15 protein-coding genes and 1 tRNA gene are annotated in these 14314 nt (G+C 69.8%); 9 read left to right on the forward strand and 7 right to left on the reverse strand.

What is annotated here, in order from left to right:
* Nucleotides 1–19: 19 nt before the first annotated feature.
* A complete protein-coding gene (locus Ahu01nite_RS46690; protein ID WP_203843209.1) occupies nucleotides 20–1105 on the reverse strand; it encodes an ABC transporter ATP-binding protein in 1086 nt (361 codons plus the stop codon).
* A gap of 191 nt (nucleotides 1106–1296) precedes the next feature.
* On the opposite strand from Ahu01nite_RS46690, the gene Ahu01nite_RS46695 reads away from it, so the two are divergent.
* The 3 genes from Ahu01nite_RS46695 (at nucleotide 1297) to Ahu01nite_RS46705 (ending at nucleotide 2993) form a co-directional block, all read left to right on the forward strand.
* A tRNA-Thr gene (locus Ahu01nite_RS46695) sits at nucleotides 1297–1373 on the forward strand.
* A gap of 31 nt (nucleotides 1374–1404) precedes the next feature.
* Nucleotides 1405–1827 carry a GNAT family N-acetyltransferase gene (locus Ahu01nite_RS46700; protein WP_203843210.1) on the forward strand — a complete coding sequence of 141 codons (423 nt, stop codon included), beginning with the start codon at nucleotides 1405–1407 and terminating at the stop codon, nucleotides 1825–1827.
* Nucleotides 1824–2993, forward strand: a complete 1170-nt coding sequence (locus tag Ahu01nite_RS46705) for a low temperature requirement protein A (protein WP_203843211.1) — start codon at nucleotides 1824–1826, stop codon at nucleotides 2991–2993. The genes Ahu01nite_RS46700 and Ahu01nite_RS46705 overlap by 4 nt, the downstream gene beginning before the upstream one ends.
* Here the strand turns inward: Ahu01nite_RS46705 and Ahu01nite_RS46710 are convergent.
* Nucleotides 2987–3190 (reverse strand): hypothetical protein, encoded by a 204-nt coding sequence (locus Ahu01nite_RS46710; protein WP_203843212.1) that lies wholly within the window; start codon nucleotides 3188–3190, stop codon nucleotides 2987–2989. The two genes, Ahu01nite_RS46705 and Ahu01nite_RS46710, sit on opposite strands and share 7 nt — an antisense overlap.
* 88 nt (nucleotides 3191–3278) lie before the next feature.
* On the opposite strand from Ahu01nite_RS46710, the gene Ahu01nite_RS46715 reads away from it, so the two are divergent.
* Complete coding sequence (locus tag Ahu01nite_RS46715; RefSeq protein ID WP_203843213.1) at nucleotides 3279–5051, forward strand: potassium channel family protein; 1773 nt, start codon at nucleotides 3279–3281, stop codon at nucleotides 5049–5051.
* Here Ahu01nite_RS46715 and Ahu01nite_RS46720 read toward each other — a convergent pair.
* Nucleotides 5022–6233 (reverse strand): DUF4032 domain-containing protein, encoded by a 1212-nt coding sequence (locus tag Ahu01nite_RS46720; protein WP_438874872.1) that lies wholly within the window; start codon nucleotides 6231–6233, stop codon nucleotides 5022–5024. The genes Ahu01nite_RS46715 and Ahu01nite_RS46720 overlap by 30 nt on opposite strands.
* A gap of 87 nt (nucleotides 6234–6320) precedes the next feature.
* On the opposite strand from Ahu01nite_RS46720, the gene Ahu01nite_RS46725 reads away from it, so the two are divergent.
* Nucleotides 6321–7559, forward strand: coding sequence for a trypsin-like serine peptidase (locus tag Ahu01nite_RS46725; protein ID WP_239159698.1), 1239 nt, complete (start codon nucleotides 6321–6323; stop codon nucleotides 7557–7559).
* An 18-nt stretch (nucleotides 7560–7577) separates the two neighbouring features.
* The gene (locus Ahu01nite_RS46730) at nucleotides 7578–8270 is read left to right on the forward strand and encodes a phosphatase PAP2 family protein (protein WP_203843215.1); all 693 of its coding nucleotides are present in this window, start codon (nucleotides 7578–7580) and stop codon (nucleotides 8268–8270) included.
* Here Ahu01nite_RS46730 and nagA read toward each other — a convergent pair.
* Genes nagA through Ahu01nite_RS46745 form a run of 3 tightly spaced genes read right to left on the reverse strand, consistent with a single transcriptional unit; the run spans nucleotide 8230 to nucleotide 11196 of the window.
* Complete coding sequence (nagA, locus tag Ahu01nite_RS46735; protein ID WP_203843216.1) at nucleotides 8230–9324, reverse strand: N-acetylglucosamine-6-phosphate deacetylase; 1095 nt, start codon at nucleotides 9322–9324, stop codon at nucleotides 8230–8232. The genes Ahu01nite_RS46730 and nagA overlap by 41 nt on opposite strands.
* The gene (locus Ahu01nite_RS46740; protein WP_203843217.1) at nucleotides 9321–10247 is read right to left on the reverse strand and encodes an ROK family protein; all 927 of its coding nucleotides are present in this window, start codon (nucleotides 10245–10247) and stop codon (nucleotides 9321–9323) included. The genes nagA and Ahu01nite_RS46740 overlap by 4 nt, the downstream gene beginning before the upstream one ends.
* 43 nt (nucleotides 10248–10290) lie before the next feature.
* On the reverse strand, nucleotides 10291–11196 hold the full coding sequence (locus tag Ahu01nite_RS46745) for an SIS domain-containing protein (protein ID WP_203843218.1): 906 nt from the start codon (nucleotides 11194–11196) through the stop codon (nucleotides 10291–10293).
* 170 nt (nucleotides 11197–11366) lie between these two features.
* Here Ahu01nite_RS46745 and Ahu01nite_RS46750 point away from each other — a divergent pair, with 170 nt between their 5' ends.
* Complete coding sequence (locus tag Ahu01nite_RS46750; RefSeq protein ID WP_203843219.1) at nucleotides 11367–12152, forward strand: DeoR/GlpR family DNA-binding transcription regulator; 786 nt, start codon at nucleotides 11367–11369, stop codon at nucleotides 12150–12152.
* Nucleotides 12149–13024: an aminoglycoside phosphotransferase family protein gene (locus Ahu01nite_RS46755; protein ID WP_239159699.1), complete on the forward strand. Its 876-nt coding sequence runs from the start codon at nucleotides 12149–12151 to the stop codon at nucleotides 13022–13024. The genes Ahu01nite_RS46750 and Ahu01nite_RS46755 overlap by 4 nt, the downstream gene beginning before the upstream one ends.
* Here the strand turns inward: Ahu01nite_RS46755 and Ahu01nite_RS46760 are convergent.
* Complete coding sequence (locus Ahu01nite_RS46760) at nucleotides 13021–13809, reverse strand: alpha/beta fold hydrolase (protein WP_203843220.1); 789 nt, start codon at nucleotides 13807–13809, stop codon at nucleotides 13021–13023. The genes Ahu01nite_RS46755 and Ahu01nite_RS46760 overlap by 4 nt on opposite strands.
* 228 nt (nucleotides 13810–14037) lie before the next feature.
* Here Ahu01nite_RS46760 and Ahu01nite_RS46765 point away from each other — a divergent pair.
* The coding region (locus Ahu01nite_RS46765; protein WP_203843221.1) for a helix-turn-helix domain-containing protein at nucleotides 14038–14314 on the forward strand (277 nt) is incomplete at its 3' end.

Consider the following 14314-nt stretch of genomic DNA (forward strand, 5'->3'; position numbering starts at 1 on the left):
ATGAAGCGGTGAAGCGTGATCAGATGCGCTCGCCGCTCGTGGCGTTGAACAGGTGAACGGACTCGACCTGCGGCTTGATGTAGACCGTCTCGCCCATGCTGGGCATGTTGCGCCGGTCGGTGCGGACCGTGAAGCGCTCCTGGGTGCCCTCGAGGTCGGCGTGGCCGTAGACGTTGGCGTCCGAGCCGAGGTCCTCGACGAGGTCGACGATGATCGGCAGGCCACCCTCGCTCGGGGCGACCAGGTCGGTCGCCTCGGGGCGGAAGCCCACGGTGACCTTGCTGCCACCGGTGCGGGCGGTCTCGATCTGCTCGCGGGTCAGCGGCACGGCCAGGGCGCCGAACTCAGCGCCGGTCTCGGTGAGGGACACGGTCTTGATGTTCATGGCGGGGGAGCCGATGAAGCCGGCGACGAAGACGTTGCCCGGGTTGTCGTACAGCGCCCGCGGGGTGTCGCACTGCTGCAGGTTGCCGTCGAGCATGACCGCTACCCGGTGACCCATCGTCATGGCCTCGACCTGGTCGTGGGTCACGTAGACGGTGGTGATGCCGAGCTTGGCCTGCAGGGTGGCGATCTGCGAGCGGGTCTGGACGCGGAGCTTGGCGTCGAGGTTCGACAGCGGCTCGTCCATGAGGAAGACCTGCGGCTCACGCACGATCGCGCGGCCCATGGCGACGCGCTGGCGCTGGCCACCGGAGAGCGCCTTCGGCTTGCGGGAGAGGTACTCGTCGAGCTGCAGGAGCTGGGCGGCCTCCTTGACCCGGCGGTCGATCTCCGACTTCGGGGTCTTGCGCAGCTTGAGCGCGAACGCCATGTTCTCGTACACCGACATGTGCGGGTAGAGGGCGTAGTTCTGGAAGACCATCGCGATGTCGCGCGACTTCGGGGGCAGGTTGGTGACGTCCCTGCCCTCGATCAGGATGCGGCCGCTGTCGACGTCCTCGAGGCCGGCGAGCATGCGCAGGCTGGTCGACTTGCCACAACCGGAGGGGCCGACGAGGACGAGGAACTCTCCGTCGCCGATCTCGAGGTTGAGCTCGTTGACCGCGGGGCGCTCGGAGCCCGGGTAGATCCGGGAGGCCTTGTCATAGGTAACTGTAGCCATGGTGGTGCTACTTCCTTTCCACCGGCAGGAACGTGCCGGACGATCCGAGTGGGAGGAACATGCGTGTGGAAGACCACATGCAGCGCAACCGTAAGTCTTTTTTCACGTTCTGCCAAGGACGGGGCCGAGGTCGCGCCGCTGGTACGGCCGTTCGGCGGGTGTCATCGGGTTACCGGTATGCTGTGGCACGCGCCCCTGTAGCTCAGTTGGCTAGAGCACCTGTCTTGTAAACAGGATGTCGTCGGTTCGATTCCGACCGGGGGCTCCAATACGATTTTCTGCCGCTTTATTGTGGCGCTATGCGCATTGAGCGGGTAACCGACGCTGCCGCCGTTCACGCAGCGGCCGATCTCTTCGATGCCCCGCCGCTGGCGGACGCGACCGCGAAGTTTCTCGCCCACCCGGATCATCACCTGCTGCTGGCATACGTGGACGACCGGGCCGTCGGGATGGTCACCGGGGTGGAGATGACCCACCCGGACAAGGGCACCGAGATGTTTCTGTACGAGCTGGGCGTAGCCCCGCACGCCCGGCTCACCGGTGTCGGCACGGCGCTGGTCAAGGCGCTCGCCGGGATCGCCCGGGAGCGCGGCTGCTACGGCATGTGGGTCGGCACCGAGGTCGACAACGAAGCCGCGCAGAAGACCTATCGCAGGGCCGGGGCGAACGAGGAAGAGCGTTTTCTCCTGCTGTCCTGGGACACCACCCAGGGGGAATCATGACAAGTCGTAGCTGGCTGGCGCCGATGCGGGCCCGCGACGCGACCGAGAACCATCGGGTGGCGACACCGCTCGAGCTCTTCTTCGATCTGTGTTTCGTGGTGGCGGTCGCGCAGGCGGCCACCCCGCTGCACCACGCGATCGCCGAGGGGCACATCTGGCACGGCGTCGAGGGCTATCTGCAGGTCTTCTTCGCGGTGTGGTGGGCATGGATGAACTTCACCTGGTTCGCGTCCGCGTACGACACCGACGACGACGTCTACCGGATCACCACGCTGGTGCAGATCGGCGGCGCGCTCGTGCTCGCCGCGGGCGTGGCCGACGCGTTCGACGGCAACAATTACACCGCCATCACCATCGGGTACGTCATCATGCGGCTGGCGATGGTCGCGCAGTGGATCCGGGCCGCCCGCGGTGACCGGGAGCGCCGGACAACCGCGATCTACTACGCCGTCGGCATCGTTGTCGTGCAGATCCTGTGGCTGCTCCGGCTCGCGCTGCCGGAGGACCTGCTGACCCCGGCGTTCGCCGTGCTGGTGGTCTGCGAGCTGCTCGTGCCGGTGCTCGCCGAGCGCTCCCCGGGCGGGTCGACCGCCCCGCACCCGCATCACATCGCCGAGCGGTACGGCCTCTTCACGATCATCATGCTGGGCGAGTCGGTCTCCGCGGCCACGATCGCCATCCGGACCGGGCTGGACACCGGGGAACACGAGGTGGGCCTGGTCTCGGTCGCTGCTGCCGGGCTGGTCATCGTTTTCGCGTTGTGGTGGCTCTACTTCGACCGGTCGGCGCAGAGTCTGATCCGGACGCTGCACAACTCGGAGCTGTGGGGTTACGGCCACTACTTCATCTTCGCCGCGGCGGCTGCGGTCGGCGCCGGGATCGCCGTGGAGGTGGAGTACGAGAGCCACCACGCGGAGATCTCCGGGACCGTGGCGGCGTACGCGGTCGCCGTACCCGTAGCGGTCTATCTCTTTGTCGTCTGGCTGCTGCACATCCGGCCGCATCAGCGCGGGCCGTTCATGGCGGCGTACCCGTTCGCCGCGGTGCTGACGTTGCTGGCCCCGCTGGGACCGGCCCCGGTGTTCGTGATCGCCGCGCTGATGGTGTTGCTCGTCACTGCCACGGTCGTGGTGGGCCGCCGGATCCCCGACGCGATCGCTCAGTAGTCGGGGTCCTCGCCGGCCACCGGACGGCTCGGCGAGAACGTCCGCTCGGAGTGCGGCTTGATGGGTGTTCCTCCCGGTGGCATGGCCGGTACGCCCTCGGTGACCACCGCCCGGCCATCGGGAAGCAGGCCGCCGGTCGTCGGGACCGGCAGCGCGAGACCACCGATGAGAACCCAAGCGCTGAGCCACTTCCGCATGACGCCTCCGGGGAAACCTGGGACAAAACGCACCGCAGAGGGGAACGAGCGGCGACACGACCGGGTATCGGGTGACTACGATGCGGCAATGTCCGTCGATCCCGCTCGCCGCTCCCTGGTCTCGCGGTTGCGGCAGACGCTGCCGGGCAACGGCGACAACCGCCCGCACTTCGTGGTCTGCGGTGCCGACGCGCTCGTCTACACGCTCGCCGAGGAGCTGGCCAACGCCGGCCACCGCATCCGGCTGACCGTCATCGTGCCGACCGTCCTGCGGCGTGACGTCCCCGACCTGACCGCACTGCGAGGCGTACGGGTCATCCGCGCCGACCGTCTCGACGAGCGCACCTTCCGCGCCGCCGGCCTCGACGGCGCCGCAGCCCTGGCCCTGGTGATGCCGGACGATGTGGTCAACCTGCACGCCGCCCTCTGCGCCCAGGCCGTCGAGCCGGATCTGCGGCTCGTGATCCGGATGTTCAACACCGGTCTCGGCTACGGCGTCCGGCGGCTCTTCGAGGACTGCGCGGTGCTGTCCGACGCGTCCATGGTGGCCCCTGCGTTCGTGGCAGCGTCCCTCGGCGACCTGGCGCCCACCCACGTACGCCTGCCCGGCCGCACCGTCCACGTGGCCCGTCGCGAGAACGTCCGCCCCGACCAGGTCGTCTGCACCCTGACCGCGTCCGACGGTAACGGCCGGGTGGACCTGCTGCCCGACGAACCGGCGACGCCCGCGCAGCAACCCGGCGACCTGGTCCTGGCCGAGGCGCGCGGGCAGGCACCCGCCCCGGCCCGCCGCAGACGCCGGCCGCTCACGTCCCTCGGCCGGGCGCTGCGGGCCGCGCTGAACCGCAAACTGGGCATCGCGGTGCTGGTCACGCTCGTGATCACGGCGCTCTCCGGTGGCGTGCTGGCCCACTCCCTGCACTACGCCGGCTTCTGGAAACCCGTCTACGTCACGCTGCTCACCGCGGTCGGCTCGTCCGACGTGGAGGAGAACCGCAACGCCGTCGGGCAGGCAGCCCAGCTGATCCTCACCATCGCCGGGCTGGCGCTGCTGCCGCTGATCACCGCCGCGGTGGTCGAGGGCATGGTCAACGCCCGGCTCGCCCTCGCCGGTGGGCGCTTCACCGGCCGCCGCGAGGACCACGTGGTCGTCGTCGGGCTCGGCAACGTGGGCACCAGGGTGCTGCGCCAGCTGGTCGACCTCGGCGTCGACGTGGTGGCGGTCGACATCAGCCGCGAGGCCCGCGGGGTGAAGGTCGCCGAGGAGCTCCGGGTGCCGCTGATCATCGGGGATGCGGCGTCCGAGGAGGTGCTGCGGCAGGCGTCCATCGCGACGAGCCGGGCACTGGTGGTCGTCTCCACCGACGACGTGACGAACCTGCAGGCGGCGCTGAACGCCCGGGCGGTGAATCCGGACCTGCGGGTCGTCCTGCGCCTGTTCGACGACGACTTCGCCCAGCGGGTGGACACGGCGTTCAACATCGCTGTCTCGCGCAGTGTCTCCCGGCTGGCCGCTCCCGCGTTCGCGGCGGCGATGCTGGAACGCGACGTGATCGCGACGATTCCGGTGGACCGGCACGCGGTGCTGCTCGCGAACGTGCGGGTGGCCGGCGGCTCGCCCCTCGACGGTGCGCCGCTCAGCCAGATCGAGCGCGCGGGGAGCGTACGCGTCATCGGCCTGGCCGCCGCGGGCCAGGAGTGGGTCGACTGGGCCCCCGACCCCCGCCGCGTCCTCGCCACCGACGACCGCGTGGTCGTGGCGGCCCGCCGGGCCGGCCTGCGCGCCCTCGTCGAGCAGGCCAGCCCCCCGCCCGTTGACCTGCTTGACGAGCTAGGGGAGAGCGCCGACCTCGACGCCTAGCACGGCCTGCTCGTCGGGCTTGTGAGCGAGCACGTCGGTCAGGTAGGACTGCACCGCCGGTGCCATGCCCACGTCGCGCCCGGCTCGCTCGGAGAGCAGCCACTTGTGCTGGATGATCTGCGAGAAGATCTCCTGCGGCTCGAGTTTCTGCCGCAGGTTGGCCGGCACCGCGCGGACCACCGGCTCGAAGACCTCGGTCAGCCAGCGGTGCGCGGCCTGCTGCTCGTCGGTGAGGTCGCTCTCGGCCTTGTACGTGTCGAGATCGTTGAGCAGCTGCCGGGCCTGGTTCTCCTCGGCGTCCAGACCGGTGAGCCGCATCAGCCGCCGCGTGTGATAGCCCGCGTCGACGACCTTCGGCCGCACCCGGACCCCGCCGTCCACGGTGGACATCGCCACCTCGGCCACGTCGAAGCCGAGCTCGTTGAGCCGCCGGATGCGCCCCTCGATGTCGTGCCGGGCGTCGCGCCGCTGGATCTCCTGCTCGTAGGTGACCTCGTGCCACAGCCGGTCGTAGCGCGCCACGATGTCGTCGACGACCGACTCGGGGTCGATCGACTCGTGCAGCAGCTCGGCGGCCTGCAGGTCGAGGCACTCACCGAAGATGTTGAGCCGCAGGATCTCGATGTCCTCGCTGCGCTGGCCCTCGGAGAGCTTCGGGTAGATGTTGCCGGTCTCCGCGTCGACGAGGTATGCGGCGAACGCGCCCGCGTCGCGGCGGAAGAGGGTGTTGGACAGCGAGCAGTCACCCCAGGAGAAGCCGGTGAGGTGCATGCGCACGACCAGCGCGGCGAGCGCGTCGAGCAGCCTGTTCATCGTCTCCGGCCGCAGCGTGTGCGAGAACAGCGCGCGGTAGGGCAGCGAGAACTTCAGGTGCCGGGTGACCAGCACGGTCTCCAGCGGCTCGCCCCGCTCGTCGACGCGGTCGGTGACGATTGCGACCGCCTCGACGGCCGGGAAGTCGATCCGCTCCAGCGCCCGGAGCAGGTCGTATTCCTTCTCGGCGATTTTCTCGCGGGTCTCCTTCAGGGCGTAGACGGTGTCGTTGAGCTTGACGAACCGGACGATGTGTCGCGAGATGCCCTGCGGCAGTGCGACCAGGTGGTCGGCGGGCCACTCCTCAAGCGGCACGCTCCACGGCAGGTCCAGCAGCGCCGGGTCGATGAGGGCTGAAGTGAGTCGCACGCAGACCAGTGTGCCCCCTCGCATCGGCGCGTCGCTGCCGCACGTGGCTCGTTACACACAAGCGAGACACGAGGGGTAGGAGTGAATGTGCGACGCTCGGTGAGCATTATCGCCGGGGTCTGCGCCGCCGTGACCCTGATCGGCATGGCGGGCGTCCTGGCATGGACGCGCAGCGGCGACACGGGCCGCGCTGTCGGCATCTGGCACGACCCCCTGATCAACCCTGTCGTCACCCCCGCCGAGGACGGCCGGCAACACGTCGGTGAGGTGCTCGCGCTCGACAGGCTCCTCGGCTACGGCGCCCCGGAACGCGAGGTGTTCCGCTATCCGGCCGCTTCCTACGTGAAACTGCACTTCAGCCGCATGGTGCTGGTCCCCGGTGACTACCTGACCGTCGCCGACGCCACGGGCGTCGAGTCCTACCGCTACGACGGGCTCAAGTCCGGCAGGTGGGCGATGTCGGTGACCGGCGACACCGCGGTGCTGGAGCTGCACCGCGGCACCCGCCCCGGCCGCGACGCGGCGCGGGTCCGCCCGCCCGGTCTCAAGGCGGCGCGGATCCACCTGGACAAGGTCGCCAAGGGTTACAGCCGGCAGGACCAGGTGACGAAGCCCACGGGCCAGCTGCTGCGGCCGGGGCTGACCGGGCGCGAGGAGTCGGTCTGCGGCTCGGACGAGAGCAAGGACGCGGTCTGTTACCGGTCGGCTGATCCGGTCGCGTACACCCGGTCCAAGGCCATCGCCCGGCTCCTGATCAACGGCACCGAGCTCTGCACCGGCTGGCGGGTCGGCGCCAGGAACCGCATGATCACCAACAACCACTGCTTCGACAACTCGGACGACGCCTACGAGACCGAAGTCTGGTTCAACTACCAGTGCGCGAAGTGTGGCGGCTACGACGTCTTCCGTCCGACCAAGGTCTGGGGCGAAAAAGTCCTCACCACCGACCATGTGTACGACTACACGTTGTTCACCGTCGAGAACTTCGCCTCGGTCCGCAAATTCGGCTACCTGACGCTCGACACCGGCCGCCCCGCTCGCGGCCAGGAGCTCTACGTGCCCCAGCACCCGGCCGGCGAACCCACCCGCATCGCCGGGCGCCTCGGCGACAAGGCCGGCACCTGTGCGGTGGTCAGCAACGCCTTCGACGGCTACGTGAAAAATTCCGACGTCTCCTACAACTGCGACACCGAGGGTGGCTCGAGCGGCAGCCCGGTCCTCTCCCGCAGGACCGACAAGGTGGTCGCGCTCCATCACTTCGGCGGCTGCCCCAATTCCGGCGTACGCGCGGACCTGCTCTACAAGAAACTCAAGTACTACCTTTGAGCTTGTAACGTGACGCTCATGCAGCGGATACGTGGTTGGGTGCCGGAGATCGTGTCGCTGCTGCTGTTCGTCGTGCTGACGGTCGCGCTGGCCAACGGCCATCTGCTGGCGCTGGATCTCCGGGTGGCGGACTGGGTCGACACCCACCGGCCCGCGCCTTTCTACTGGACCTTGCGCGTGTTCAACTACCTCGGCCAGGGCGGTCAGGTGCTGACGCCAGTGGCGATCATCCTGACGGCCTTCGCGACCTGGCGACTGCGTTCCGTACGCCCGGTGCTGCTGTTCGGCTCGGCATATGCCCTGTTCTATCTGACGATCGGCCCGTTGAAGATCTGGTTCGACCGCGCAGCACCGCACTTCGAGGGCGCGAACCGCGAGATCCTCTTCAATCCCGATCCGCTGGCTACGGGTTCCCTCTCGATGAGCTACCCCTCAGGTCACGTCGCCAACGCCCTGGCCTGGTACGGCGTCATCGCCGTCCTCATCAACGCCCTGCTCGCCCAGCCGATGCCGGACAAGGCGTACCTCGCGCTGCGGATCCTGCCCCCGGCGATCGTGTTCGTGACCACGACGTACCTCGCGTTCCACTGGATCACCGACTCGGTGGCCGGGCTGCTGCTCGGCCTGATCCTGACCCGGATCCTCGCGCGGGTGGCCGTGCTGCTGGGCTTCAGACCCAGGACCCGGACCGCAGCACCTGTTTCACCTTGAGATCCGCGGAGAGCACCACGAGGTCCGCGCGCAACCCGGCTTCCAGTGCCCCGACCTGATCGCTCAGCCCCAGCACCCGGGCCGGCGTCGTCGAGGCCATCGCCGACGCCGTGACCAGGTCGAGCCCCGCGCCGACGGCCTGCCGGAACGCCGCGTCCATGGTCAGGGTGCTGCCGGCGATCGAGCCGTTGCGGGCCAGCCGGGCGACCCGCCCGGTCACGGTGACGGCCTGGCCGCCGAGCTCGTAGTCGCCGTCGGGCATGCCGGCGGCGTCCATCGCATCGGTGATCAGGGCCGCGCGGTCCGGGCCGGTGGCGTGCGCCGCGAACCGCAGCGTGCCGTCGTGCAGGTGGATGCCATCCGCGACCAGCTCGCACACGATCGCGGGGGAGTCGAGCAGCGCCACGACCGGGCCCGGCTCACGGTGGTGGGCCGGGGGCATGCCGTTGAAGACGTGGGTGCCGACCGTCGCGCCGGCGGCCACCCCGGCAAGGGTCTGCTCGTACGAGGCATCGGTGTGCCCGATCGCGGCCGCCACCCCGTTCTCCGCCAGGAAGCGGATCGCGTCCAGGGCACCGGGCAGTTCGGGGGCGATCGTGACCATGCGGATCGCCTGCCCGGAGAGCTCGATGAGCGCGGTCAGCTCCTCCAGTGAAGGGTCGCGAAGGAAGTCCGGGTTCTGCGCGCCGCACCGCACGCTGCTCAGATAGGGCCCCTCGAAGTGGATGCCCGCGATGGCACCGCTCTCGACCAACGGCCGGTACGCGGCGGTGGCGTCGCGCATCAGCTCGTACGGCGAACTCACCAGGCTGGCCAGCATCGTGGTGGTGCCGTGCGCGAGATGAAATGCCGCAGCCTGCGCCGCTTCTTCAAAAACACCCTGGGTGAAGGTGTGCCCGCCACCGCCGTGGCAGTGCAGGTCCACGAAGCCCGGCACGATGATGTCGTCGCCGGTGTGCGCGGATTCGCCGACGGACAGGATCGCGGGGCCGTCCACCTCGACATACCCGGGCACGACCGCGCCGGGCCGGACGATGCGGCCGTGGATCTTCACTGGGTGACCTCCAGGTGGTCGAGAGCCAGCAGGGCCGCACCGAGGCAGCCTGCGGTGTCGCCGAGCGCCGCGCGCACGATCTGCGGCATCCGGTGGAACGTGATGCGGGCCTGCAACGCGGTCCGCAACGGCGCGAGCAGCGCTTCCCCGGCCTCCGCGAGCCCGCCGCCGAGCACGATGATCCCGGCGTCGTAGAGCGCCTGCGCGGTGAGCAGCCCGTCGGCGAACGCCTCGACGGCCTCGGTCCACACCCGGTTGGCCAACTCCTCGCCGGCCGCCGCGCGGGTCGCCACGTCGTACGCCGTCACCCCGGCCTCGCCGGACAGCTCGACATAGCGCCGCCCGACCGCGGACGCCGACGCCACCGCCTCCAGACAGCCCCGCCCGCCGCAGAGGCAGGCCGGCCCGCCTGGGCGTACGACGATGTGCCCGACCTCGCCCGCGGCGCCGTGCGCACCCGCCTCCGCCTTGCCGTCGACGACGTGAGCCGCGGCGATGCCGGTGCCGATCGCGATGAACAGCACGTGCCGCTCGCTGACTCCGGCGCCCAGCCGTGCCTCGGCGAGCCCTCCGGCGCGGACATCGTGGCCGACCGCGGTGGGCAGTCCGAGCCGTTCCTGCATGAGCTCCCGCATCGGTACGTCCCGGAAGCCCACGTTGCTCGACCAGACCGCGACGCCGTTCTCCTCGTCGATCACGCCCGGGACGACCAGCCCGACGGCGACCGGCTCGAGGCCCTCGGCGCGGGCCCGGCCGGCCAGTCCGTCGGCGATGTCGAGGATGTTCGCGGTGACCGCCTCCGGGCCGCGCTGGGCCAGGGTCGGATGCCGTTCGGCGTGCACCACGGTGCCGTCCGGCTTCACCAGGGCGCACTTCATACCGGTGCCGCCGACGTCCAGCGCCACCACCACGTCGTTACTCACGATCGTGCCTTCCTCGCGGGGGTGAGAACGACGCCGCGTTGCGTCATGGCAGTACTACAGAACGGGTGACCCCTCGGGGGTGGTCGGGATCGAAGCCCTGGCTGGTCGCGAACAGCACGGCGACCCGCTGCGCCACGATCAGGTCCGCCATCGGGTCGAAGTCCTCGCCGGCGCCCCAGTAACCGCCGTTGTGCTTGCTGTGCACGAAGCTTGCACCGGTCTCCTCGACCTCGGCCGCGAGCCCGTCGGGAACCTCACCGAAGGCCCAGACGACCCGCCGGGACCGCGCGATCGCGATCGGGCCGTGCCGGTATTCGAAGGCCGGGTAGGCCTCGGCCCACCAGCCGGCCGCCTCGCGGCACTTCAGAGCCGCCTCCTCGGCGAGCCCCACGGTCCAGCCGCGGCCCAGGAAGGTGATCTGTTCGGCCAGGGCGGGGTGTACGGGCAGAGGTAGCCGAACGGCAGCCTCACCGTCGCGGGCCACCGCCTCGATGTCGGTGCCGAGGTGGGCCCGGAGCAGCGCGAGCGTGCTCGTGGCGAACCGCGTCTGCACCACCGAGAGCTCGTCGGCGAAGTCGAGCACGATCGCCTCGCCGGCCATCGCCACGGCCGGGGCTTCCGGGTCGGCGGTGATCACCGTGGTCGGCGTGCGGCCGTCGAGCGCGGCGAGCAGGTCGATGACCTCGGTGGTGGTGCCGGAGCGGGTGATCGTGACGACCCGGTCGTAGTGGCGCCCGAGCGGGAACTCCGATGCCTGGAACGCGTCGGTCTCGCCGTGGCCCGCCTGCTCGCGCAGGGCGGCGTACGCCTTGGCGATGAACCACGACGTGCCGCACCCGGCGACCGCCACCCGTTCACCCGGCGCGGGCAACCCCGCCGAGTCGGCCATCTTGGCGGCCTGCCGCCAGCAGTCGGGCTGGCTGGCGATCTCCACCTTGACGTGACTCATCCAGTCCCTCTGCTGTGCTGCGCATATCCGCTCAGTAGGCGGGTCTTTCGAGCGTCATTCTGCGTGGAACAGCGGCGGCGACGCAACCTCCGCGCAGGTGCCGTCTTTGCTACGGGGCCTTTCGAGCACTAATGTGCACAGACCTGACACGAAACGAGCAGGGAGAACCGGTGGACCGGTACGCGCGGTGGAATGCCCTGCTGGAGCTCCTGGCCGAGAGCGGCCGCGTCACGGTGGAGGACGCGGCGGACCGCCTGGAGGTCTCGCAGGCCACCATCCGGCGCGACTTCGACCAGCTCGCCCAGCAGCAGATGATCACCAGGACCCGGGGCGGCGCGGTCGCCAACGGCGTCTCCTACGACCTCCCACTGCGCTACAAGAGCGCCAAACACTCCGCCGAGAAGCAGCGCATCGGCGAGGCAGCCGCGATCCTGGTCACCCCCGGCACGGTCGTCGGCCTCAACGGCGGCACCACCATGACCGAGGTCGCCCGGGCCCTGGCCGTCCGCCCCGACCTCAACACCAGCGGCGAAGGCGCCCAGCTCACGGTCGTCACCAACGCGCTCAACATCGCCAACGAGCTCCTCGTCCGCTCCCGCATGAAGATCGTCGTGGCCGGCGGCGTCGTCCGGCCCCAATCCTTCGAGCTGGTCGGCCCCCTGGGCGGCGCCCTGCTCAAGGAGGTGACCCTCGACATCGTGCTTCTCGGCGTCGACGCCCTGGACGTGGAGCTGGGGGCTGCGGCCCACCACGAGGGCGAGGCCGCGATGAACAGCCTGATGGTGGCCCGCGCCAAGAAGGTCGTCGTGATCGCCGACTCCTCGAAGCTGGGCGGCCACGCCTTCGCCCGCATCTGCCCCATCGGCAAGGTCGAAACCCTGGTCACGGATCTCAGCGCCCCCCAGCAGGTCGTCGACCGTTTCCGTGACGCCGGCGTCGAGGTCATCTGCGCATGAAAATGCACAAGGACCAGCTCGACATCCCGGTCCCCACGGTCGCTGCCCTGGTCGCGGCCCAGTTCCCGGCCTGGCAGACCCTGCCCGTACGCCCATTGCCCTCAACCGGCACCGTCAACGCCCTCTTCCGCCTCGGCGACGACATCGTCCTGCGCTTCCCGCTCCTACCCGCCGACGTCACCGAGCTGCGAACCGAGCAGGAAAACGCCCGGCACCTCGCTCCGCACCTCACCCTGCAGGTCCCGGAGCCCCTCGCCCTCGGCGAACCAGGCTTCGGCTACCCGGGGCCGTGGACGGCGTACCGATGGATCCCGGGCGACCCCGTCACCACCCTGACCGGCCCGCAGACCTTCGCCACCGACCTGGCGGCTTTCGTCTCCGAGCTGCACGTCATCCCCACCGGCGGCCGCAGCTGGCCGGGCGAAGGCCGCGGCGGCCCATTGCACACCGAGGACGCCTACGTCCGCCGGATGCTCGCCGAATGCGCCACCCTGACCGACACCACCGCCCTGGCCCGCATCTGGTCCGACTGCCTGGCCGCCCCCGCCCATCCCGGCCCGGACGTCTGGCTCCACGCCGACCTCATGCCCGGCAACCTCCTCACCCGCGACGGCTCCCTGGCAGCGGTGATCGATCTCGGCGCAGCCAACATCGGCGACCCCGCCGTAGACCTGATGCCGGCCTGGAACCTCCTCCCGCCGGAGGCCCGCACGACCTACCGGAAGGCGCTGGCGGCCGATGAGGCCCTCTGGCAACGCGGTAAGGGCTGGGCCCTCGTCCAGGCCATCGGCGCCCTCCCCTACTACCAGGTCACGAACCCGGCCATGGCCGCCACCGCCCGGCACACCCTCAACGCCCTCCTCGAGCGCTAAACGGCCGCTACCTCCCGGACCGCCGCGGTCACGGCCGCGTGATCCTTGCGCAGGATCATGCTGTGGTTGCTGGGGACCTTGGCGCTGATCCGGATGTGCGGGTTGCGGGCCACCACCTTGTCCAGACTCGCGCGGATCTCCTCCTGCTCGTCGCCCTTGCTGCCGAGTGACGTGCCGGAGGCCAGGACGTAGCGGGTGGGGACGGTGATGCTGTCCATGACCGGGCCGAGTTCGCGTTCCAGGGAGATCTTCCCGAGTTCGATGTTGCTGGTGGCCTGCTGTTCGGCGCTCAGGCGCGGGACCAGGCCGGTCGGGCGAAGCAGCGGCATGAACCAGGCCATCCGCTTGAACATCTTCCGGATCCGTTCCTCCATGGCGTCGTCGAGCCAGTCGTGCGGCATCGCGCCGTCGACCAGGACCGCGCCGATCGCCCGGTCCGGGTTGCGGCCGGCCCAGTGCGCCCCGAGGAACGCGCCGTAGGACCATCCGACGACCAGCGCCCGGTCCACCCCGCGGGCGGCGAGGACGGCGTCGATGTCGCGGATGGCGGCCTCGAACGAGTAGTCGGCCGACGTTTTCGACTTCCGGCCGCGAGCGCGTTCGTCGTAGGTGATGTGCCGCCAGCCGGGGCCGAGGTCTGCGATGACTCGCTTCCAGTAACCCTGGGTCGCGAACTGCCCGTTCAGGTAGACGACCGGGATGCCGGTGCCGCCGGTGTCGGTGCAGGCGAGGGCGGTGTCGTCGATCTGGATCATGCCGGTCCACGGGGTGACGGTGCTGGTCATGGTGTTCTCCGATGTTCGCGGTTCGTTTCTGATATGAGAAACGCTACGTTGCTTTCGACTTGATGGCAACGCAATAGTTGCAATCGATAGGCAAAATGGCAGCTCAGTGTGGCAAAGACGTTGCAACTGGCTGGAAGTTAATGCAATTCTCGACCGGAATGCCTTTGCAATGATCAGAAGTGAACGCTATGCTGGGCCGAGTCGCGACCGACTATCGAGGAGACCGTGATGCCGGGAGGCAGACTCACCCAGCAGGAACGTCAGCAGATCGCGCTGGGCCTGGCCGACGATCTGCCCTACGCCGAGATCGCCCGGCGCCTCGACCGGCCGACCTCCACGGTCACCCGTGAGGTGATGCGCAACGGCGGCCCCAACGGCTACCGCGCCGACCTGGCCCACCGGGCCACCGAGCGCCGCGCGCAGCGCAGTCGTGCGGCCGCCGCCCGTGGTTCCGCATCGGGCGGCGGTCCTGAGGGGCGCGACACCGACGCCGTCACCGACTATG

This window comes from Winogradskya humida (assembly GCF_016862215.1).
Lineage (GTDB): Bacteria > Actinomycetota > Actinomycetes > Mycobacteriales > Micromonosporaceae > Actinoplanes > Actinoplanes humidus.

Bases quoted from the DNA above. Each gene is read 5' to 3' on its own strand.
- Ahu01nite_RS46690 (WP_203843209.1), bottom strand. From the start codon at position 1,105: ATGGCTACAGTTACCTATGACAAGGCCTCCCGGATCTACCCGGGCTCC.
- Ahu01nite_RS46700 (WP_203843210.1), top strand. From the start codon at position 1,405: ATGCGCATTGAGCGGGTAACCGACGCTGCCGCCGTTCACGCAGCGGCC.
- Ahu01nite_RS46705 (WP_203843211.1), top strand. From the start codon at position 1,824: ATGACAAGTCGTAGCTGGCTGGCGCCGATGCGGGCCCGCGACGCGACC.
- Ahu01nite_RS46710 (WP_203843212.1), bottom strand. From the start codon at position 3,190: ATGCGGAAGTGGCTCAGCGCTTGGGTTCTCATCGGTGGTCTCGCGCTG.
- Ahu01nite_RS46715 (WP_203843213.1), top strand. From the start codon at position 3,279: ATGTCCGTCGATCCCGCTCGCCGCTCCCTGGTCTCGCGGTTGCGGCAG.
- Ahu01nite_RS46730 (WP_203843215.1), top strand. From the start codon at position 7,578: ATGCAGCGGATACGTGGTTGGGTGCCGGAGATCGTGTCGCTGCTGCTG.
- Ahu01nite_RS46745 (WP_203843218.1), bottom strand. From the start codon at position 11,196: ATGAGTCACGTCAAGGTGGAGATCGCCAGCCAGCCCGACTGCTGGCGG.
- Ahu01nite_RS46755 (WP_239159699.1), top strand. From the start codon at position 12,149: ATGAAAATGCACAAGGACCAGCTCGACATCCCGGTCCCCACGGTCGCT.
- Ahu01nite_RS46760 (WP_203843220.1), bottom strand. From the start codon at position 13,809: ATGACCAGCACCGTCACCCCGTGGACCGGCATGATCCAGATCGACGAC.